This is a genomic window from Enterobacter sp. FB, assembly GCF_000805795.1.
GTDB classification, from domain to species: Bacteria; Pseudomonadota; Gammaproteobacteria; order Enterobacterales; family Enterobacteriaceae; genus Enterobacter; species Enterobacter roggenkampii.
Genome location: NZ_JSZC01000004.1, coordinates 47291 through 68808, shown reverse-complemented (window position 1 = coordinate 68808; position 21518 = coordinate 47291). Strand labels below are relative to the sequence as shown.

Below are 21518 nucleotides of genomic sequence, written 5' to 3'. Positions count from 1 at the left end.
GTTCAATGCATGACTTTAGGTTATCCATTTTGCTCGTGTGTTTATTCGCAATATATATCACTACTAAGGAAGTATGTAGCCCGAATAACGGGTCAACACAGGAATAGATCGATGAATATGACAAGACTGAAGATTTCTAAAACTCTGCTGGCTGTAACACTGGGTAGCGTTCTGGTGAGCGGCTCCGCCCTGGCGGAAAGCAGCACCATGGATAAAGCACAATCCACGGCCGATAGCGCAGGGCAAAAAATCGATAGCTCTATGAATAAAGTCGGCAATTTCATGGATGACAGCTCTATCACAGCAAAAGTGAAGGCCGCACTGGTGGATGATGAAGCCATCAAGAGCACCGATATTTCCGTTAAGACCGATAAGAAAGTGGTCACGCTGAGCGGCTTTGTTGAAAGCCAGGCTCAGGCTGAACAGGCGGTGAAAGTGGCGAAAGGCGTCGAAGGCGTCGCCTCCGTCAGCGATAAGCTGCACGTCCGTGACGGCAAAAACGCGTCGGTGAAAGGTTATGCCGGTGATGCAGCCACCACCAGCGAAATCAAAGCTAAACTTTTAGCAGATGACATCGTGCCGTCCCGTAAGGTGAAAGTGGAAACCACCGATGGCGTGGTTCAGCTTTCCGGTACGGTAGATTCGCAGGCGCAAAGTGAACGTGCCGAGTCCATCGCGAAAGCGATTGATGGTGTGAAAAGCGTTAAAAACGATCTGAAAACGAAGTAAATCTCGACCATTCGCCCGTCTGGCTAAACCCTGCGGGCGAAATAAGAACGACTCTGGAAAAACGCCGGTGAGTGACCTGAGCGCTCACGTTTAGCGGCCGACATTAACTATGGTAAAGGAGAAGCTTATGTTTCGTTGGGGCATTATATTTCTGGTTATCGCGTTAATTGCCGCCGCATTGGGCTTTGGTGGACTGGCAGGTACAGCGGCATGGGCAGCTAAAATTGTCTTCGTTGTGGGTATTATTCTGTTCCTGGTCAGCCTGTTTACAGGGCGTCGACGTCCATAGCAAACGCAATATTCCGTCAACAAAATAAAGCCAGTCACTGTGACTGGCTTTTTCTTATTTGCGTAACAGGTCGGGTGCGTTACTGTGGTGTTATAAAATAATCAAAACAGGAAAGCAGAGGTGGGGCAACGAATTCCCGTTACGCTCGGCAATATTGCGCCGCTGACGTTAAAACCGTTTCGCGCGGGTCAACTCGCGCTGGTCTGCGAGGGTGGCGGACAGCGCGGCATTTTCACCGCTGGCGTGCTGGACGAATTTATGCGCGCGCAGTTCAACCCCTTTGACCTTTACTTCGGCACCTCTGCCGGGGCGCAGAACCTCTCTGCCTATGTCTGTAACCAGCCCGGCTACGCGCGAAAGGTCATCATGCGCTACACCACGGCGAAAGAATTTTTTAACCCGGTGCGGTTTGTGCGCGGCGGCAACCTGATCGATCTCGACTGGCTGCTGGAGTCAACCTCCAGCCAGATGCCGCTGGCCATGGATACTGCCGCCCGTCTGTTTGATAGCGGTAAAGAATTCTGGATGTGTGCCAGCCGGGGCGATGACTATTCGCCGGGCTATTTTTCGCCTCAGAAAGAGAACTGGCTGGACATCATCCGCGCCTCCAGCGCGATCCCCGGTTTTTATCGTACCGGCGCCCTGCTGGACGGCATTAGCTATCTGGACGGGGGGATCAGTGACGCGGTGCCGGTGCAGGAAGCCGCCCGTCGCGGGGCGAAAACCATTGTGGTGATCCGTACCGTACCGTCGCAAATGTATTACACCCCGCAGTGGTTTAAGCGGATGGAGCGCTGGCTGGGCGACAGCAGCCTGCAGCCGCTGGTGAACATCGCGAAGCAGCATGAAACCACCTACGGCGCGATGCAGCGCTTCATTGAGAAACCGCCGGGCAAGCTGCGTATTTTTGAAATTTATCCGCCTAAGCCGCTGCTGAGCATGGCGCTGGGCAGCCGCGTTCCTGCGCTGCGCATGGATTACAAAACGGGGCGGCTGTGCGGGCGCTACTTCCTGGCGACGGTGGGGAAAATGCTGGCGGAGCAGCCGCCGCTTCATCGCCATAAACGCATTATTACGCCGCCTGCGATTGTCGCCAACGACGCCCTGACGGTGCCCCTGGTGGACATTCCGCAGGCGAATGACGCTTTACTGGATAACGAGGATCTGGCGTGATGCACCGCTTTGTCGATACCCATTGCCACTTTGATTTCCCGCCGTTTACGGGAGATGAAGAGCAAAGCATTGCGAAAGCGGCCGAGGCAGGCGTTCAGGCCATTATTGTGCCTTCAGTGGAAGCGGCTTACTTTTCCCGGGTGCTGGATCTTGCTGCACAGCACCCCGCGCTCTATGCGGCGCTCGGCCTGCATCCGATCGTGATTGAGCGGCATCGGGATGAGGACATTGAGCGACTTGATGAGATAGTGCAGACCGCAGGCGACAAGCTTGTCGCCATCGGTGAGATCGGCCTCGATCTTTATCGCGAGCATCCGCATTTTGAGCGCCAGCAGACGATCCTCGACGCGCAGCTCAGGCTGGCGAAGCGTCACGATCTGCCGGTGATCCTTCATTCAAGACGCACACACGATAAGCTGGCAATGCACCTGAAGCGTATCGATTTGCCGCGTAAGGGCGTCGTGCATGGTTTCTCAGGCAGCCTGCAGCAGGCGCAGCGTTTTATCGAGCTGGGCTACAAAATCGGCGTTGGGGGCACCATCACCTATCCGCGCGCCAGCAAAACCCGGGACGTGATGGCACAGCTGCCGCTGTCGGCGCTTCTGCTGGAAACCGACGCGCCGGACATGCCGCTGAACGGTTTTCAGGGCCAGCCGAATCGTCCGGAACAGGCGGCGCGCGTGTTTGCCACCCTGTGCGAACTGCGAAAAGAGACTGAAGAGGCCATAGCCGGTGCGCTGCTGGAAAATACGCGTTCGGTATTTGGCATCACGCTATAGATAAAGCGCCGGACGGATCACCGTTATCTTCTGTTTTTCCAGCGCCCGCGCCAGCGGTTCAACGTCTTCCGGCGTGGCGCTGCGCCATGACGCCGCCTCGCCGTACACGCCATGCGCATGAAACGCGTTGAGGCGCACCGGCACGTTTCCAAGCCCGTGGATAAACGCCGTCAGCGGCTTCAGATGTTCCAGATAATCACACTGTTCCGGAATCACCAGCAGGCGGAGCTCCGTTAAACGATTACGATCTGCCAGCCAGCGGATACTCTGCTTGATCTGCGGGTTTTCGCGCCCGGTCAGGAAGCGGTGGTGTTCGTTCCCCCATGCTTTCAGGTCCAGCATCGCGCCATCCAGTACCGGCAGCAGCTTTTGCCAGCCGGTTTCGCTTAACAAACCGTTGCTGTCGACCAGGCAGGTCAGATGATTCAGGTCGGGATCGGCTTTGATCGCTGAGAATAGCGTCACTAAAAACGGTAATTGCGTTGTGGCCTCACCGCCGCTCACGGTGATCCCCTCGATAAACGGCGCGGATTTGCGGATCTGTGAAAGGATCTCCTCCACGCTCAGGCGGTGCGCCATAGGCGTTGCCTGCTGCTGGCACAGGTGCAGGCAGGTGTCGCACTGCTGGCAGTCACTCTCCTGCCACCAGACGCGTCCCGCCTGTATGGTCAGCGCGTCGTGCGGGCAGTGGGGCACGCAGTCCCCGCAGTCGTTGCAGCGGCCGATCGTCCACGGGTTGTGGCAGGTTTTACAGCGCAGGTTGCAGCCCTGCAGGAACAGGGCCAGGCGGCTGCCGGCCCGTCCACGCAGGAAAAAGGGATGACCTGACTAACTAAAGCGCATCTGCTGTTCATGGCTTATCACGCGCGGCTGACGTTCCAGAATACGGGTATTGCGCGCGGCTTCTTCACCCAGCCAGGTGGTATTGGTGCGCGATCCGGCTTCCCGGTACTTCTCCAGATCCGACAACCGCACCATATAACCGGTGACGCGCACCAGATCGTTACCCGCGACGTTGGCGGTAAACTCGCGCATCCCCGCCCTGAACGCGCCGAGACAGAGCTGGACCACCGCCTGCGGGTTACGTTTTACCGTCTCATCCAGCGTCAAATATCGCTGATCCCGGAAGCGTAGTGCTTGTGGTGCGGCGCCACCGCCAGCAGGTGGCTGATGGGATCCGGCTCGTCGCCGTAGGGCAGGCGTGCGCCCGGCGTGGTGCCCGAGTCAGAGCTGATCCCCGACTGCGCATGCAGCATCGCGCGCTGCTTCCAGCCGTGTTTCACCGGCGTGTTTTCGACAAACGCCGCAAGCTGTTCGCTGATGCGATAGCCCAGCGCGTTGGCCTGCTCGTCTTTGCCGTAACGCCCAGTCATCCCGGCTTTTTCACAGAGCACGTTTACCGCTTCTGCCAGGCCGTACATGCCAAACATCGGCACAAACCGATCGGCATCAATCAGCCCCTCTTTCACCAGGAAGCTATTCTCAAAGAAGCCGGATTGTTGATACAGGAAATCGCAGCGGGCATCGATGATGGCCATTTGCTGCTGGCAGTAATGCGGGAGGGCGCGGCTGAAGTAGTCTTCCATTGACGTACTGTGTTCGGCGATGGCCTTGAGGTTGAGGCGCACCAGGGTGCTGCCACCGCCTGCCAGAGGCAGGGAGTTGTAACAGCTCACTACGCCGTAATGGCCTTTTGTGAAAATTTTATCATTCACCGGGCCATTAGAAATATGCGGTTTACTGCATTCACATATGTTTTTCGCCACCTCAAGCAGCAAATCGTCCGGGGTGATCGCTGGATCATAAATAAAGGTCAGGTTCGGCGCGACCTGCTTCAGCTCTGCATCGGCACGCAGAATGGCGCGCGTGACGGGGGTATCTTCCGGCCCGATATTGGCATGCATAAAGGCATCGGGCAACGTACGGTCGAGATAGCGCCAGAAACGTTTTATTCGGCTATTGATTTCTTCTTGTGTTAGAATTCTAACATAAGGTTGCAGCAACGCATCAAGCTGACCGAGATAGACCGGCATCGATGTGACGGACGGAACATGGTGGTAGAGGATGGTTAACAGTGAGAGGGCGTCGTCGAGATCTTTTGCCCCTTCCAGCTCCAGCCATTCTGAACCATTAGCCAGAAATTTTGCGTAATCCGGCAGAACGTAACGGGGTTTGTAAGGCGCATGGCCTTCGAACATGTCGCAGATGAACCCCTCGTCCAGCGCGGCGCGCGCAGCTTCAGGAAGTGCCGGATACGGCAGGTTGTTTTCCGCTTCCAGCGCCAGAAAATGACGTTTTTGTTCCGGGGATAACACCGGGCTTGTCACAATCTGCTGGCAACGTTGTTGCAGGGCGTCGGGGCTGGAGTGGGACATGTTCGCTTCCTTGAGTGTTCTGCGGATGATGAACGGATTGTAGAAAGCCTGCCTGTCGGCACTTTTGATCCGACAGGGGGTATCGCTGCTTTAGTCCGCAATATGCGCGATAAAGTTTGAAGAAGATCTCATTACAGTAATGCAAATTTGCACGCAGTTTTCATTAACTGTGATGAATGTCGAAGTGTGGATGCGGGTGGATGTTAGAATACTCACAGACCCGCAAGGTAAAATTTATACGGCACTGCCGTTGGAGAATGTTATGACCGATTTAACTGCAAGCAGCCTGCGCGCGTTGAAACTGATGGACCTGACTACCCTGAACGATGACGACACCAATGAGAAAGTCATCGCTCTGTGCCATCAGGCGAAAACGCCGGTGGGCAACACCGCAGCCGTCTGTATCTACCCGCGCTTTATCCCGATTGCCCGTAAGACGCTGAACGAGCAGGGCACCCCGGACGTGCGCATTGCAACCGTCACTAACTTCCCGCATGGCAACGATGATATCGAGATTGCGCTGGCAGAAACCCGCGCGGCGATTGCCTACGGCGCAGACGAAGTGGACGTGGTGTTCCCGTACCGCGCGCTGATCGCCGGCAACGAGCAGGTCGGTTTTGACCTGGTGAAGGCCTGTAAAGACGCGTGTGCGGCGGCAAACGTGCTGCTGAAAGTGATCATCGAAACCGGCGAGCTGAAAGAAGAGGCGCTGATTCGTAAAGCCTCTGAAATCTCCATCAAAGCCGGTGCGGATTTCATTAAAACCTCTACCGGTAAAGTACCGGTAAATGCGACCCCGGAAAGCGCGCGCATCATGATGGAAGTGATCCGCGACATGGGCGTGTCCAAAACCGTGGGCTTCAAACCTGCGGGCGGCGTGCGTACCGCGGAAGACGCGCAGCAGTTCCTGGCGATTGCCGACGAGCTGTTCGGCGCCGACTGGGCCGATTCCCGTCACTACCGCTTCGGCGCCTCCAGCCTGCTGGCCAGCCTGCTGAAAGCGCTGGGTCACGGCGACGGTAAGAGCGCAAGCAGCTACTAAGTTTGAATTGCCGGGTGGCGCTACGCTTACCCGGCCTACCCGGATCGTGGTCGGGTAAACCGTACCCGCCACCATTCACCCGATTCCTCATGGGGGTTACCGTGTTTCTCGCACAAGAAATTATTCGTAAAAAACGTGATGGTCATGCATTAAGCGACGAAGAGATCCGCTTCTTCATCAACGGCATTCGTGATAACACCGTCTCAGAAGGGCAGATTGCGGCTCTGGCGATGACCATTTTCTTCCACGATATGTCGATGCCTGAGCGCGTGTCGCTGACCATGGCGATGCGAGATTCAGGAACCGTTCTGGACTGGAAAAGCCTCAACCTTAACGGCCCGATTGTGGATAAACACTCCACCGGCGGCGTGGGCGACGTGACCTCCCTGATGCTTGGCCCCATGGTGGCAGCCTGTGGCGGTTATATCCCGATGATCTCCGGGCGCGGCCTGGGCCACACCGGCGGTACGCTCGACAAACTGGAAGCCATTCCGGGCTTCGATATCTTCCCGGATGACAACCGCTTCCGCGACATTATTAAAGACGTTGGTGTGGCGATTATCGGCCAGACCAGCTCTCTTGCTCCGGCAGACAAGCGTTTCTACGCGACCCGCGACATCACCGCGACCGTTGACTCCATCCCGCTGATCACCGCCTCTATCCTGGCGAAGAAGCTGGCAGAAGGGCTGGACGCGCTGGTGATGGACGTGAAGGTAGGCAGCGGCGCGTTTATGCCAACCTATGAACTCTCTGAGGCGCTGGCCGAAGCGATCGTTGGCGTCTCCAACGGCGCGGGCGTGCGCACTACCGCACTGCTCACCGACATGAACCAGGTGCTGGCTTCCAGCGCCGGTAACGCCGTCGAAGTGCGTGAAGCCGTCCAGTTCCTGACGGGCGAATACCGCAACCCGCGTCTGTTCGACGTCACCATGGCGCTGTGCGTGGAGATGTTAATCTCCGGCAAGCTTGCCAAAGACGACGCCGACGCCCGCGCGAAGCTACAGGCGGTACTGGACAACGGCAAAGCGGCGGAGATCTTTGGCCGCATGGTTGCGGCGCAGAAAGGCCCAACCGACTTCGTCGAAAACTATGCGAAGTACCTGCCGACCGCGACGCTCAGCAAAGCGGTGTATGCCGACAGCGAAGGGTTTGTCTCGGCAATGGATACCCGCGCGCTGGGTATGGCGGTCGTGTCTATGGGCGGCGGCCGTCGTCAGGCGTCAGATACCATTGATTACAGCGTCGGCTTCACCGATATGGCCCGTCTGGGCGACAGCGTTGACGGCCAACGTCCGCTGGCGGTGATCCACGCCAAAGATGAAGCCAGCTGGCAGGAAGCGGCGAAAGCGGTGAAGGCGGCCATTACGCTTGACAATAAAGCGCCGGAAACCACACCGACTGTCTATCGCCGTATCACCGAATAGCGGTATACTGATCTGATCGATAATTTTTGAAGCACTACGTACGGAGAACAATTATGAAACGTGCATTTATTATGGTGCTGGACTCATTCGGCATCGGCGCAACCGAAGATGCGGAACGTTTTGGTGACGTGGGTTCCGATACCATGGGTCACATCGCGGAAGCCTGTGCGAAAGGCGAAGCGGATAACGGTCGTAAAGGCCCTCTGACTCTACCCAACCTGACCCGCCTTGGGCTGGTGAAAGCACATGAAGGTTCTACCGGTAAAATCGCAGCCGGTATGGACGGCAATGCGGAAGTGGTGGGCGCCTATGCCTGGGCGCACGAGCTCTCCTCCGGTAAAGACACCCCGTCTGGCCACTGGGAAATCGCCGGTGTGCCGGTGCTGTTCGACTGGGGTTACTTCTCCGATCACGAGAACAGCTTCCCGCAGGAACTGCTCGATAAGCTGGTGAAGCGTGCCAACCTGCCGGGCTACCTCGGCAACTGCCACTCCTCCGGTACCGTGATTCTGGACCAGCTCGGCGAAGAGCACATGAAAACCGGCAAGCCGATTTTCTACACCTCTGCTGACTCCGTGTTCCAGATTGCCTGCCACGAAGAGACCTTTGGCCTGGATAAACTCTACGAGCTGTGCGAAATCGCCCGTGAAGAGCTGACCGAAGGCGGCTACAACATTGGCCGCGTGATCGCGCGTCCGTTTATTGGTGACAAAGCGGGTAACTTCCAGCGTACCGGTAACCGTCACGATCTGGCCGTTGAGCCGCCGGCGCCAACCGTGCTGCAGAAGCTGGTCGATGAGAAAGACGGCCACGTGGTGTCCGTGGGCAAAATCGCGGATATCTACGCTAACTGCGGCATCACCAAAAAGGTCAAAGCGACCGGACTCGATGCGCTGTTCGATGCCACCATCAAAGAGATGAAAGAAGCGGGCGACAAGACCATTGTCTTCACCAACTTCGTCGACTTCGACTCCTCCTGGGGGCACCGTCGCGACGTAGCGGGTTACGCTGCGGGTCTTGAGCTGTTCGACCGCCGCCTGCCGGAGCTGATGGAGCTGGTGGGTGAAGATGACATTCTGATCCTGACCGCGGACCACGGCTGCGATCCAACCTGGACCGGTACCGACCACACCCGTGAGCACATTCCGGTGCTGGTGTACGGCCCGAAAGTGAAGCCGGGTTCGCTGGGTCACCGTGAAACCTTCGCGGACATTGGCCAGACCCTGGCGAAATACTTTGGTACGTCTGACATGGAATATGGCAAGGCCATGTTCTGATGTCATTGCCCGGTGGCGCTTCGCTTACCGGGCCTACGGTTTTGTAGGCCGGGTAAGGCGTAGCCGCCACCCGGCAAAAACAACAAGTTAAAAGGAACTGAAGATGGCAACTCCTCACATTAATGCAGAAATGGGTGATTTCGCTGACGTCGTATTGATGCCGGGCGACCCGCTGCGCGCGAAGCACATTGCAGAAACCTTCCTGGAAGACGTGCGTGAAGTGAACAACGTTCGCGGCATGCTGGGCTTCACGGGTACTTATAAAGGCCGCAAAATCTCCGTTATGGGCCACGGCATGGGTATCCCATCCTGCTCCATCTACACCAAAGAGCTGATCACCGATTTCGGTGTGAAGAAAATCATCCGCGTAGGCTCCTGCGGTGCGGTGCGTATGGACGTTAAGCTGCGTGACGTGGTGATCGGCATGGGCGCGTGTACCGACTCTAAAGTCAACCGCATCCGTTTTAAGGATCATGACTTTGCAGCCATCGCTGACTTTGACATGGTGCGTAACGCGGTTGACGCGGCAAAAGCGCTGGGCGTTGACGCGCGCGTGGGCAACCTGTTCTCTGCCGATCTGTTCTACTCGCCAGAAGGCGACATGTTCGACGTGATGGAAAAATACGGCATCCTGGGCGTGGAAATGGAAGCGGCCGGTATCTACGGCGTAGCGGCTGAATTCGGTGCGAAAGCGCTGACCATCTGCACCGTATCTGACCATATCCGTACCCACGAGCAGACTACCGCTGCCGAGCGTCAGACCACCTTCAACGACATGATCAAAATCGCGCTGGAATCCGTTCTGCTGGGCGATAAAGAGTAAGAGCTATTGTGCCGGGTGGCGGCCTCGCCTGACCCGGCCTACGGTTTTGTAAGCCCGCTAAGCGCAGCGCAAGCGGGCTTTTTTACTAGCGCACGGCCTGTGCAACCCATGCTGACAAATCCCTTAACTCTTTTTCCTGCTCCGGAAAATCGCCGATCAGCGCATCACACTCCTGCTGCAACATATCCGCCCGATACAAACAGCCCTGCAGACGAGCGGCTAACGCCTCTAACGGTGCCGGATTGAGACTATCCGTAAAGACCTGCGTGCGGGTGATATGGCCTTTCTCCACGTCGAAGTGCAGCTCCACGCCGCCCCAGGTAAACCGTTCGTCCAGCAGATGGGAAAAGGCAGGGGCCTGACCGAAGTTCCACTCCCAGCTGCTCTGGCGCGCAAAGGTTTCCGCGAAGTTGGGCAGGTCCGGGGTTTTGTCAGGGGAGATCGCTTCAGCTTCTACCCACTCGCCGTAATGTTCGAAGAAGGCTTCACGAATCGCATCGCAAATCTGCTCGTGAGTAATCCCGGGCAGCAGTTCCACCAGATTCGCCACGCGCCCGCGCACGGAGGTGATGCCCTTAGCCTGTAGCTTTTTCTTATCTGGATTAAGGTAGTTAGCCAGACGGCTGAGATCGGCGTTCAGCAGCAGGGTGCCGTGGTGGAATCCGCGATCCATCGTTTCGCGATAGGCAGAGCCGGATACTTTGCGGTCGCCGTCGGGCGTTTTGACCACCAGATCGTTACGTCCGGAGGCTTCCGCCGTCACGCCGAGCGAATTGAGCGCGTTGAGGACGATGGACGTTGAGATGGTTTTGTCGTATTCCGGTTTGCCCGCCATAAAGGTAAAGCAGGTATTGCCCAGATCGTGGAATACCGCGCCGCCGCCGCTGCTGCGGCGCGCCAGACGGACGTTGTCCTCTTCCATACGGCGGGTGTTGCACTCTTTCCACGGGTTTTGCGCACGACCAATAACTACCGTATCGGCATTGCGCCAGAGAAACAGTACGCGCTGGGTGGCAGGCATCTGGCGGAAGATGCACTCCTCCACCGCCAGGTTAAACCAGGGATCGTAAGAGTCAGAGATAAGCAGGCGTAACGTCGACATGGCAGAGTTCCTTTTCCGAATCATCCGCCTACTTTATCACTATTCTTTCTTCTCGCTCTCTTCGTCTTCGGGGACTGACCGGCTGGCGGTCAGCAGGAACGGGGATTGCTGCCAGCGCGTGCGCTTGCCCCGAAGCAGGGTGCGTGCCAGCACAACGCCGATGGCGAGTGAAAGCAGCAGCATCAGGCGCAGAATGTTGGTGGTATTATCGACCTGTTTGGCTTCAGTGGGCAGGGTGTGGGTATCAAGGGTGAGGCGCAGATAACCCAGCGGGCCATTCTTCCCCTGAATAGGTTCAACAAGCTGTTGGTTGAAGTAGCCGCCGGCTTTTTTGCCGTCCAGCGCCAGCCTGTCTCGCACGTCGACGTGCTCACCCGCGCGGGCAATCAGGTTGCCTTGCTCATCATAGACACCGGCATCAAGAATGCGACTGTTCTCCGTGAGCAGGCGTAAAACCTGGCCTATCCGCTTCTCGTCAGGCGTTTCGTTACGCATGGACGGCGCGACGTTGAGCGTGACCTGGCGTGCCAGCGTGCGGGCCAGCTCTTCAAACTGCGGGTTGCGTTGCCGTTGATGGTTCTGGCTAAACCACGATGCCCCTTGCATCAGCACCACTAAGAGTGCGAGACAGGAAAGGACAATCACGGCGCGATGGAGCCGGAATTTCAGTTTTGCGCGAGCCATATTCCACCTGCTGAAAATTTACGGCTTAATGTTGCCAGAAGTGATGGTTACAGGGTAGCCTCATGCGTTATTTTCCCTCTGCAACCTTCCGGCGCGAACGAAATTACAGGAGCTTTAATGCCGAACATTACCTGGTGTGACCTGCCAACGGATGTCTCTTTATGGCCAGGATTGCCGCTCTCTTTAAGTGGCGATGAGGTGATGCCTCTGGATTACCACGCCGGTCGTAGCGGCTGGCTGCTGTACGGACGCGGTCTGGATAAGCAACGCCTGACCCAGTATCAAACCAAACTGGGGGCCGCGATGGTCATCGTCGCCGCCTGGTGCGTGGAAGACTACCAGGTCATTCGCCTGGCGGGATCTCTGACCCAGCGCGCCACGCGCCTGGCGCATGACGCCGGGCTGGATGTCGCACCATTGGGTAAAATTCCGCACCTGAAAACGCCTGGCCTGCTGGTCATGGACATGGACTCTACCGCCATTCAGATCGAGTGTATCGACGAAATTGCGAAGCTGGCGGGCAGCGGCGAGCTGGTGGCGGAAGTCACCGAGCGTGCGATGCGCGGCGAGCTGGATTTCACCGCCAGCCTGCGACAGCGCGTGGCGACCCTGAAAGGGGCCGATGCCAACATTCTGCGTCAGGTGCGCGATGAACTGCCCCTGATGCCAGGGCTGACGCAGCTGGTGCTGAAGCTGCAGTCCCTCGGCTGGAAGGTGGCGATCGCCTCCGGCGGCTTCACCTTCTTCGCGGATTATCTGCGGGAAAAACTGCATCTGACCACCGTGGTGGCTAACGAGCTGGAGATCATGGACGGCAAGCTGACCGGTCAGGTGATCGGCGATATTGTGGATGCTCAGTACAAAGCCAATACGCTGACGCGCCTCGCGGAAAAATATGAAATTCCGGTTGTCCAGACCGTCGCCATCGGTGACGGCGCGAACGACCTGCCGATGATCAAAGCGGCCGGTCTGGGCATTGCCTACCATGCCAAGCCAAAAGTGAATGAAAAGACGGAAGTGACTATCCGTCACGCTGACCTGATGGGGGTGTTCTGCATTCTCTCCGGCAGCCTTAATCAGAAATAACGGTCTGCTTTGTAGGCCGGGTAAGCGTAAGCACCACCCGGCTCGCAGGCCGCAGAGAAATAACGAGGTAAACCGTGGCGAAAGCTCCAAAACGCGCATTTGTCTGTAATGAATGTGGTGCGGATTATCCGCGCTGGCAGGGGCAATGCAGCGCCTGCCATGCCTGGAACACCATCACCGAAGTGCGTGGTGTGGCGGCTTCGCCGAGCGTGGCGCGCAATGAACGCCTGAGTGGCTATGCGGGCAATGCAGGCGTGTCGAAGGTACAAAAGCTTTCAGACATCAGCCTGGAGGCGCTGCCGCGCTTCTCCACCGGCTTCAAGGAATTTGACCGCGTGCTCGGCGGCGGCGTGGTGCCGGGCAGCGCGATCCTGATCGGCGGTAACCCGGGCGCGGGTAAATCGACTCTGCTGCTGCAAACGCTTTGCAAGCTCGCCGAACAGATGAAAACCCTGTACGTCACGGGCGAAGAATCACTCCAGCAGGTGGCGATGCGCGCGCACCGCCTGGGCCTGCCGACCGGCAACCTGAATATGCTGTCGGAAACCAGCATCGAGCAGATCTGCATGATCGCCGAAGAAGAGCAGCCGAAGCTGATGGTGATCGACTCCATCCAGGTGATGCACATGGCGGACATCCAGTCCTCGCCGGGCAGCGTCGCGCAGGTGCGTGAAACCGCGGCCTACCTGACGCGCTTTGCCAAAACGCGCGGCGTGGCGATTGTGATGGTGGGTCACGTGACCAAAGACGGCTCGCTGGCGGGACCGAAGGTGCTCGAACACTGTATCGACTGCTCGGTAATGCTCGACGGCGACGCAGACTCTCGCTTCCGTACCCTGCGCAGCCATAAAAACCGCTTTGGGGCGGTTAACGAACTGGGCGTGTTTGCCATGACCGAACAGGGGCTGCGCGAGGTCAGCAACCCGTCGGCCATCTTCCTGAGCCGGGGAGATGAGATCACCTCCGGCAGTTCGGTGATGGTGCTGTGGGAAGGGACGCGCCCGCTGCTCGTCGAAATTCAGGCGTTGGTCGATCACTCGATGATGGGCAACCCGCGGCGCGTAGCGGTTGGTCTGGAACAGAACCGTCTGGCGATCCTGCTGGCGGTGCTGCACCGTCACGGCGGGCTGCAGATGGCGGATCAGGACGTCTTCGTGAACGTGGTCGGCGGCGTCAAAGTCACCGAGACCAGCGCTGACCTGGCGCTGCTGCTGGCGATGGTCTCCAGCCTGCGCGACAGACCGCTGCCGCAGGATCTGGTCGTCTTTGGCGAAGTGGGCCTCGCCGGGGAAATCCGTCCGGTGCCGAGCGGCCAGGAGCGTATCTCCGAGGCGGCAAAACACGGTTTCCGTCGGGCTATCGTTCCCGCTGCCAACGTGCCGAAAAAAATCCCGGAAGGGATGCAGGTCTTTGGCGTGAAGAAACTCGCAGATGCGTTAAATGTCTTTGACGACTTATAATTACGTATTCGATTTTGCAGGAGGCACCGTAATTTATGTCATCATTTGACTACATCAAGACCGCTATCCGCCAGAAGGGCTGCACGCTGCAGCAGGTGGCTGACGCCAGCGGCATGACCAAAGGCTACCTGAGCCAACTGCTGAACGCCAAAATCAAAAGCCCCAGCGCGCAGAAGCTTGAAGCGCTGCACCGCTTTCTGGGGCTGGAATTCCCGCGTATGCAAAAGAACATTGGCGTGGTGTTCGGCAAGTTTTACCCGCTGCATACCGGGCATATCTATCTGATCCAGCGCGCCTGTAGCCAGGTGGACGAGCTGCACATCATCATGGGGTACGACGAAACCCGCGATCGTCAGCTGTTTGAAGACAGCGCCATGTCGCAGCAGCCGACCGTGCCGGACCGTCTGCGCTGGCTGCTTCAGACCTTCAAGTACCAGAAAAACATTCGCATTCATGCATTTAACGAAGAGGGTATGGAGCCGTACCCGCACGGCTGGGACGTGTGGAGCAACGGCATCAAAGCGTTTATGGAAGAGAAGGGCATTGCGCCTAACTGGATCTACACCTCTGAAGAGTCCGACGCGCCGCAGTTCCGCGAGCATCTGGGCATCGAGACGGTGCTGATCGATCCGAAACGCACCTTCATGAACATCAGCGGAGCGCAGATCCGCGAAAACCCGTTCCGCTACTGGGATTACATTCCGACCGAGGTGAAGCCGTTCTTTGTGCGCACGGTAGCTATTCTGGGCGGCGAGTCGAGCGGTAAATCAACGCTGGTCAACAAGCTCGCTAACATCTTCAACACCACCAGCGCGTGGGAGTACGGCCGTGACTATGTCTTCTCGCACCTGGGCGGCGACGAGATGGCGCTGCAGTATTCCGACTACGACAAAATCGCGCTCGGTCACGCTCAGTACATTGATTTCGCGGTGAAATACGCCAACAAGGTGGCGTTCATCGATACCGATTTTGTCACCACCCAGGCGTTCTGCAAAAAATACGAAGGGCGCGAGCACCCGTTCGTGCAGGCGCTGATTGACGAATATCGCTTTGACCTGGTGATCCTGCTGGAAAACAACACCCCGTGGGTGGCCGACGGCATGCGCAGCCTCGGCAGCTCGGTGGACAGGCGGGAATTCCAGTCCATGCTGGTGGAGATGCTCAACGAAAACAACGTTGAGTTTGTGCACGTTGAAGAGTCAGACTACGACTCCCGTTTCCTGCGCTGCGTCGAACTGGTGAAGGAGATGATGGGGGAGCAGGGGTAAGCGTTAACCGCCCTCTCCCTTTGGAGAGGGCCGGAGTGAGGGAATCAGTCCACTCAGAACTCAACCACCACTTTCCCACGCATATGCCCGTCCAGCACCTTGCGGTGCGCCTCGGTAATGCTTTCCACGCTCAGCCCGTGCAGCGTTTCACTCAGTGAGCTTTCCACCACGCCGTTATCCACCAGCTTCGCCACCTCATTGAGGATCTCACCCTGACGCGCCATATCAGCGGTCTGGTACATGCTGCGGGTGTACATGAATTCCCAGTGCAGCGCGGCGGATTTGGACTTCAGCTTGTCCTGGTTCAGCGGGTGTTCATTCTCCACGATAGAACAGATATGCCCCTGCGGTGCAATCAGGTCGCTGACCGCATCCCAGTGCCCGTCGGTGTCGTTGAGGATGAAAATGTAATCCACAAAGGTCAGCCCGTGCTTCGCCAGTTCGCCTTTCAGATCGCGGTAGTTCACCACCACATCTGCACCGCGATCGCGGCACCACCGGGCGGAATCTTCACGGGACGCGGTTGCGATCACCTTTACCTTGCTGTTGTGCTTCGCAAACGGGATCGCCAGCGATCCCACCCCGCCCGCACCGCCGATGATCAGCAGGGTTTTGTCCGCACCGGCGTCCTGAATGTTCAGCCGTTCAAACAGGCCTTCCCACGCGGTGAGCGCGGTCAACGGCAGCGCGGCGGCAGCCGCCCAGCCGAGGCTTGACGGTTTGTGCCCGACAATGCGCGCATCGATCAGCTGATGCGTAGCGTTGCTGCCCGGACGGGTGATGTCGCCTGCGTACCACACTTCATCTCCCGGTTTGAATCCGGTGACGCCAGCCCCAACGGCTTTGACGATCCCGCTGGCATCCCAACCCAGCACGCGCGGCTCCTTCAGCCCGCTTTTAGCAATACCCGCGTGGACTTTGGTATCGACCGGGTTAACGGAGACGGCTTTCACCTCCACCAGCAGATCGTGCTCGCCGGGCTGCGGCATCGGTGGAGTGATTTCAATGAAAGTAGAGGGATTTTCAGGGTTAACGGCGATGGCTTTAACTGACATGGTGTTCTCCTCAATGGCATGCGTTTTGTTGAGGCTAGTCTATTAAGTGGCCATCTGCGTGATAAGATGGACAATTAAGAACTCAGCGTTCGTACAGGATGAACAATCATGTTTAAACAGCTGCAGGATATGGCGCTATTCGCGCTGGTGGCCGAGATGGGCAGCTTTACCGCGGCAGCCCAGAAGGCGGAGCTGCCAAAATCCAGCGTGAGCCAGCGGATTAGCCAGCTGGAGCAGCAGGTGGGCATTCGCCTGCTTAACCGCACCACGCGCAGGCTGAACCTGACGTTTGCGGGCGAGCACTATCTGGTGCACTGCCGTGAAATGCTGGCGGCCAGCGAGCGGGCGGAGTACGCCATCCAGCGCCTGCGCGAAAACCCCAGCGGGCGGCTGCGCATCACCTGCCCGGCGGGGATTGGCGCGACGCTGCTGGCGCATATGAATGCCGAGTTCCAGCTTCGCTATCCCGAGGTTTCGCTGGACGTGTCGATCTCTGATGACGTGGTGGATCTGGTTGAGGCCGGCTTTGACGTGGCGCTGCGTACCGGCAAGCCGCAGGACTCCTCCCTGATTGGCCGCATGATCGGGCACTGCCCGCGCTACATGCTGGCCTCGCCGGACTATCTGGTGCGCCGTGGGCCGCTAACGCATCCCCGTCAGCTGGTGGAGCACCGCTGCATTACGCACAGAGCCTGGTCGGAGTGGCTTCTGCGAAGCGAGAGCGAGGATTACCGCTACCTGCCGGATAACGCGCACATGACCGATAACCTGGTATACGCCCGCGAATGTGCGATTGCCGGTGCGGGGATTACGCTCCTTCCGGCTTTTTTGCTGGAAGATAAGGTCGAGAAAGGGGCGCTGGTGCAGGTACTGCCGGAGTGGAACGTTGAAGGAAACGACCTGTGGCTGGCCTATCCGAGCCGTAAGCTCAACTCACCCGCGCTGATGAGCTATATCGACTTTGCAATGCAGTTTGATGAGGTGAAGCGGTATTACGTGGGTAAATAAAAAAGCCGGGTGGCGGCTTCGCCTTACCCGGCCTACAAACAGCGCAGAACCGTAGGCCGGGTAAGCGTGAGCGCCACCCGGCTTTTGGGCACTTACTTAGAAATACGCTTGTACTTAATACGCTTCGGCTCCAGCGCGTCGGCGCCCAGCGTGCGTTTCTTGTACTCTTCGTATTCGGTGAAGTTACCTTCGAAGAACTCCACTTTACCTTCATCCTGGTAGTCCAGAATGTGGGTCGCGATACGGTCAAGGAACCAGCGGTCGTGCGAGATAACCATTGCACATCCCGGGAACTCCAGCAGGGCGTTTTCCAGCGCGCGCAGGGTTTCGATATCCAGGTCGTTTGTTGGTTCATCGAGCAGCAGAACGTTACCGCCCACCTGCAGCAGCTTCGCCAGGTGCAGACGACCGCGCTCACCGCCGGACAGCTCGCCCACGCGTTTGCCCTGGTCGGTGCCTTTGAAGTTAAAGCGGCCAACGTAGGCGCGGCTTGGCATCTCGGTGTTGCCGATACGCATGATATCCAGACCGCCGGAGACTTCTTCCCACACGGTTTTGCTGTTATCCATCGCGTCGCGGAACTGGTCAACGGAGGCCAGCTTCACGGTCTCACCCAGGGTGATAGAGCCGCTGTCTGGCTGTTCCTGACCGGACATCATGCGGAACAGGGTCGATTTACCCGCGCCGTTCGGACCGATGATGCCCACGATAGCGCCTTTTGGTACGGAGAAGGTCAGATCGTCGATCAGCACGCGGTCGCCGTAGGACTTACGCAGGTTGGTCACTTCAACCACTTTATCCCCCAGACGCGCTCCAGGTGGAATAAACAGTTCGTTGGTTTCGTTACGTTTCTGGTATTCGGTGTTGTTCAGCTCTTCAAAGCGTGCCAGACGGGCTTTGCCCTTAGACTGACGGCCTTTCGTGCCCTGACGCACCCACTCCAGCTCTTTCTCGATAGACTTACGGCGCGCCGCTTCCTGAGACGCTTCCTGAGCCAGACGCTGATCTTTCTGCTCCAGCCAGGAGGAGTAGTTGCCTTCCCACGGAATACCTTCACCGCGGTCCAGCTCCAGGATCCAGCCGGCGACGTTGTCGAGGAAGTAACGGTCGTGGGTGATCGCCACAACGGTGCCTTCGAAGTCGTGCAGGAAGCGCTCCAGCCACGCCACGGATTCCGCATCCAGGTGGTTAGTCGGTTCGTCGAGCAGCAGCATGTCTGGTTTTTCCAGCAGCAGGCGGCACAGCGCCACGCGGCGGCGTTCACCCCCGGAGAGGTTCGCGATTTTTGCATCCCAGTCCGGCAGACGCAGGGCATCCGCCGCGCGCTCCAGCTGCACGTTCAGGTTGTGACCGTCGTGCGCCTGGATGATCTCTTCATACTTGCCCTGCTGTGCGGCCAGCTTGTCGAAGTCCGCATCCGGCTCGGCGTATTTGGCATACACTTCATCCAGACCTTTCAGGGCGTTAACCACTTCGGATACCGCTTCTTCAACAGATTCGCGAACGGTGTGTTCCGGGTTCAGCTGAGGTTCCTGCGGCAGGTAGCCAATCTTGATGCCAGGCTGCGGACGGGCTTCACCTTCGATGTCTGTATCAATGCCGGCCATGATGCGCAGCAGGGTGGACTTACCGGCACCGTTGAGACCCAGAACACCGATTTTTGCGCCCGGGAAGAAGCTCAGCGAGATATTTTTAAGAATATGACGTTTCGGCGGGACAACTTTGCCGACACGATGCATGGTATAAACGAATTGAGCCACGTTGGACTTCGCCTCTTTTATCGTAATGAGAAGGAATTTCAGCCTCGAAGTGTAGCCTTTTTCCCGCCCTAATCCCAGCCAGGAACGTCGGGAGTGTTAAAACGCGCAAGAAAGGTAAAAAAGTGTCCATGACGTGGCGCGTTGCAGGATGCCTGGTTAGCATAAGTTAATGAGACTTTGACGTGGCAAGACGCTGCAATTGACGAAAAAACAATGAGGAAGAGCTTGTGGAAAAAGCCAAACAGGTGGTCTGGCGTCTGCTGGCTGCCAGCGTATGCGTAATGGCGGTAAGCCAGGCGGTGCATGCCGATTCACTGGATGAACAACGTAGTCGCTACGCTCAGATTAAACAGGCGTGGGACAACAAGCAGATGGATACCGTTCAGGCGCTGATGCCGACGCTAAAGGATTATCCGCTGTATCCGTATCTGGAGTATCGTCAAATTACGGACGATCTCATGAACCAGCCCACCGTTACCGTGAATAACTTCATTCAGGCGAACCCGACCCTGCCGCCAGCCCGGAATCTTCAGTCTCGTTTTGTGAACGAACTGGCGCGACGTGAAGACTGGCGCGGGCTGCTGGCGTTTAGCCCTGAAAAGCCGAATACCACCGAAGCGCAGTGTAACTACTACTACGCAAAATGGGCGACCGGCCAGCAGGAAGAGGCCTGGGCTGGGGCGAAAGAGCTCTGGCTGACCGGGAAAAACCAGCCGAACGCCTGTGATTCCCTGTTCGGCGCGTGGCGTGCTTCCGGCAAGCAGGATCCGCTGTCCTACCTCGAGCGTATCCGCCTGGCGATGAAAGCCGGTAATACGCGTCTGGTGACTGCGCTGGCGGGGCAGATGCCGTCCGATTACCAGACGATCTCCACGGCAGTTATCTCGCTGGCAAACGATCCCAACAGCGTCCTGACCTTTGCCCGCAGTACGGGCGCGACCGATTTTACCCGCCAGATGGCGGCGGTGGCTTTTGCCAGCGTGGCGCGTGACGATGTAGAAAACGCGCGGCTGATGATCCCGCAGCTGGTGCAGGCGCAGCAGCTTAATGAGGAGCAAACGCAGGAGCTGCGCGATATCGTGGCGTGGCGACTGATGGGCACCGATGTGACCGACGAGCAGGCGCGCTGGCGAGACGATGCCATTATGCGTTCGAACTCCACGTCGCTGGTGGAACGTCGCGTGCGCATGGCGCTGGGTACGGGCGACCGTCGTGGGCTCAATACCTGGCTCGCCCGGTTGCCTATGGAGGCCAAAGAGAAAGATGAATGGCGCTACTGGCAGGCCGATCTGCTGCTGGAGCGCGGTCGTGATGATGAGGCCAAAGAAATTCTTCATACGCTGATGCAGCAGCGCGGGTTCTACCCGATGGCGGCGGCGCAGCGCCTGGGCGAGGAGTACACCTTCCGCATCGATAAAGCGCCCGCTAACGCGAATCCGGCGCTGACCCAGGGGCCAGAAATGGCGCGCGTTCGCGAGCTGATGTACTGGAATATGGACAACACCGCGCGCAGCGAGTGGGCGAATCTGGTGACCAGCCGCACCACCGATGAAAAAGCTCAGCTTGCCCGCTATGCGTTTGATAACCACTGGTGGGATCTGAGCGTGCAGGCGACGATCGCCGGTAAGCTCTGGGATCATCTCGAAGAGCGTTTCCCGCTGGCTTACAAGGATCTGTTCGATCGCTACACCAGCGGCAAAGATATCCCGCAAAGTTACGCGATGGCGATTGCCCGTCAGGAAAGCGCCTGGAACCCGAAAGTCCGTTCCCCGGTGGGCGCCAGCGGCCTGATGCAGATCATGCCGGGAACGGCGACGCACACGGTGAAGATGTTTAACATCCCTGGATACAGTAGCCCGTCACAGCTTCTCGATCCGGATACCAACATCAACATCGGTACCAGCTACCTGCAGTATGTGTATCAGCAGTTCGGCAACAACCGCATCTTCTCGTCGGCGGCATATAACGCGGGACCGGGTCGCGTGCGCACCTGGCTCGGCAACAGCGCCGGACGCATCGACGCCGTGGCGTTTGTCGAGAGCATCCCGTTCTCGGAAACGCGCGGCTACGTGAAGAACGTACTGGCTTATGACGCCTACTATCGCTACTTCATGGGGCAGAAAGATACCCTGATGAGCGATGCCGAGTGGCAGAGACGTTACTGATCGGCGTGGGTTGTGTTAA

The 21518-nt window shown here is 57.9% G+C and carries 17 protein-coding genes and 2 pseudogenes; 13 read left to right on the top strand and 6 right to left on the bottom strand.

Annotated features, from left to right (window positions below):
• Nucleotides 1-111 precede the first annotated feature (111 nt).
• The 4 genes from osmY (at nt 112) to PI91_RS01135 (ending at nt 2970) form a co-directional block, all read left to right on the top strand.
• The gene (gene osmY / locus PI91_RS01150; RefSeq protein WP_008502075.1) at nt 112-729 is read left to right on the top strand and encodes a molecular chaperone OsmY; all 618 of its coding nucleotides are present in this window, start codon (nt 112-114) and stop codon (nt 727-729) included.
• Between the two features lie 127 nt (nt 730-856).
• Nucleotides 857-1018 (top strand): DUF1328 domain-containing protein, encoded by a 162-nt coding sequence (locus PI91_RS01145; RefSeq protein WP_003856556.1) that lies wholly within the window; start codon nt 857-859, stop codon nt 1016-1018.
• Between the two features lie 120 nt (nt 1019-1138).
• Nucleotides 1139-2191 carry a patatin family protein gene (locus PI91_RS01140; protein WP_008502074.1) on the top strand — a complete coding sequence of 351 codons (1053 nt, stop codon included), beginning with the start codon at nt 1139-1141 and terminating at the stop codon, nt 2189-2191.
• Nucleotides 2188-2970, top strand: coding sequence for a TatD family hydrolase (locus tag PI91_RS01135; RefSeq protein WP_072253823.1), 783 nt, complete (start codon nt 2188-2190; stop codon nt 2968-2970). The genes PI91_RS01140 and PI91_RS01135 overlap by 4 nt, the downstream gene beginning before the upstream one ends.
• Here PI91_RS01135 and PI91_RS01130 read toward each other — a convergent pair.
• Nucleotides 2965-3824: pseudogene (locus tag PI91_RS01130) on the bottom strand (YjjW family glycine radical enzyme activase). The gene PI91_RS01135 and the pseudogene PI91_RS01130 overlap by 6 nt on opposite strands.
• Nucleotides 3799-5345: pseudogene (locus PI91_RS01120) on the bottom strand (YjjI family glycine radical enzyme). The pseudogenes PI91_RS01130 and PI91_RS01120 overlap by 26 nt, the downstream one beginning before the upstream one ends.
• A 262-nt stretch (nt 5346-5607) precedes the next feature.
• Between PI91_RS01120 and deoC the strand changes: the two are divergent.
• The 4 genes from deoC to deoD all read left to right on the top strand — a co-directional run bounded on the left by deoC (nt 5608) and on the right by deoD (nt 9911).
• The gene (gene deoC, locus PI91_RS01115; RefSeq protein WP_023293328.1) at nt 5608-6387 is read left to right on the top strand and encodes a deoxyribose-phosphate aldolase; all 780 of its coding nucleotides are present in this window, start codon (nt 5608-5610) and stop codon (nt 6385-6387) included.
• A 101-nt stretch (nt 6388-6488) separates the two neighbouring features.
• On the top strand, nt 6489-7811 hold the full coding sequence (gene deoA, locus PI91_RS01110) for a thymidine phosphorylase (RefSeq protein ID WP_021240582.1): 1323 nt from the start codon (nt 6489-6491) through the stop codon (nt 7809-7811).
• Between the two features lie 53 nt (nt 7812-7864).
• The gene (gene deoB / locus PI91_RS01105; protein WP_014882457.1) at nt 7865-9088 is read left to right on the top strand and encodes a phosphopentomutase; all 1224 of its coding nucleotides are present in this window, start codon (nt 7865-7867) and stop codon (nt 9086-9088) included.
• A 103-nt stretch (nt 9089-9191) separates the two neighbouring features.
• Complete coding sequence (gene deoD, locus PI91_RS01100; RefSeq protein WP_003856538.1) at nt 9192-9911, top strand: purine-nucleoside phosphorylase; 720 nt, start codon at nt 9192-9194, stop codon at nt 9909-9911.
• A gap of 85 nt (nt 9912-9996) precedes the next feature.
• On the opposite strand, the gene lplA is transcribed toward deoD, so the two are convergent.
• Entirely contained in the window at nt 9997-11013 is a 1017-nt protein-coding gene (gene lplA / locus PI91_RS01095) for a lipoate--protein ligase LplA (protein ID WP_039265273.1), read from the bottom strand.
• Nucleotides 11014-11052: 39 nt separating this feature from the next.
• Entirely contained in the window at nt 11053-11697 is a 645-nt protein-coding gene (locus PI91_RS01090) for a YtjB family periplasmic protein (protein ID WP_008502067.1), read from the bottom strand.
• Between the two features lie 117 nt (nt 11698-11814).
• On the opposite strand from PI91_RS01090, the gene serB reads away from it, so the two are divergent.
• The 3 genes from serB to nadR all read left to right on the top strand — a co-directional run bounded on the left by serB (nt 11815) and on the right by nadR (nt 15511).
• Entirely contained in the window at nt 11815-12783 is a 969-nt protein-coding gene (gene serB, locus PI91_RS01085) for a phosphoserine phosphatase (protein WP_021240580.1), read from the top strand.
• A 74-nt stretch (nt 12784-12857) separates the two neighbouring features.
• On the top strand, nt 12858-14243 hold the full coding sequence (gene radA / locus PI91_RS01080) for a DNA repair protein RadA (protein WP_003856523.1): 1386 nt from the start codon (nt 12858-12860) through the stop codon (nt 14241-14243).
• A 35-nt stretch (nt 14244-14278) separates the two neighbouring features.
• On the top strand, nt 14279-15511 hold the full coding sequence (gene nadR / locus PI91_RS01075; RefSeq protein WP_006810194.1) for a multifunctional transcriptional regulator/nicotinamide-nucleotide adenylyltransferase/ribosylnicotinamide kinase NadR: 1233 nt from the start codon (nt 14279-14281) through the stop codon (nt 15509-15511).
• A 53-nt stretch (nt 15512-15564) separates the two neighbouring features.
• On the opposite strand, the gene PI91_RS01070 is transcribed toward nadR, so the two are convergent.
• Nucleotides 15565-16566, bottom strand: coding sequence for a zinc-binding alcohol dehydrogenase family protein (locus tag PI91_RS01070; RefSeq protein WP_039265272.1), 1002 nt, complete (start codon nt 16564-16566; stop codon nt 15565-15567).
• A 108-nt stretch (nt 16567-16674) separates the two neighbouring features.
• Here PI91_RS01070 and PI91_RS01065 point away from each other — a divergent pair, with 108 nt between their 5' ends.
• A complete protein-coding gene (locus PI91_RS01065; protein ID WP_039265271.1) occupies nt 16675-17574 on the top strand; it encodes a LysR family transcriptional regulator in 900 nt (299 codons plus the stop codon).
• 92 nt (nt 17575-17666) lie between these two features.
• Here PI91_RS01065 and ettA read toward each other — a convergent pair whose 3' ends face one another.
• Entirely contained in the window at nt 17667-19334 is a 1668-nt protein-coding gene (gene ettA, locus PI91_RS01060; RefSeq protein WP_021240576.1) for an energy-dependent translational throttle protein EttA, read from the bottom strand.
• Between the two features lie 227 nt (nt 19335-19561).
• Between ettA and sltY the strand changes: the two genes are divergently transcribed.
• Nucleotides 19562-21499, top strand: a complete 1938-nt coding sequence (sltY, locus tag PI91_RS01055) for a murein transglycosylase (protein WP_039265269.1) — start codon at nt 19562-19564, stop codon at nt 21497-21499.
• The last annotated feature ends 19 nt before the right edge of the window (nt 21500-21518 follow it).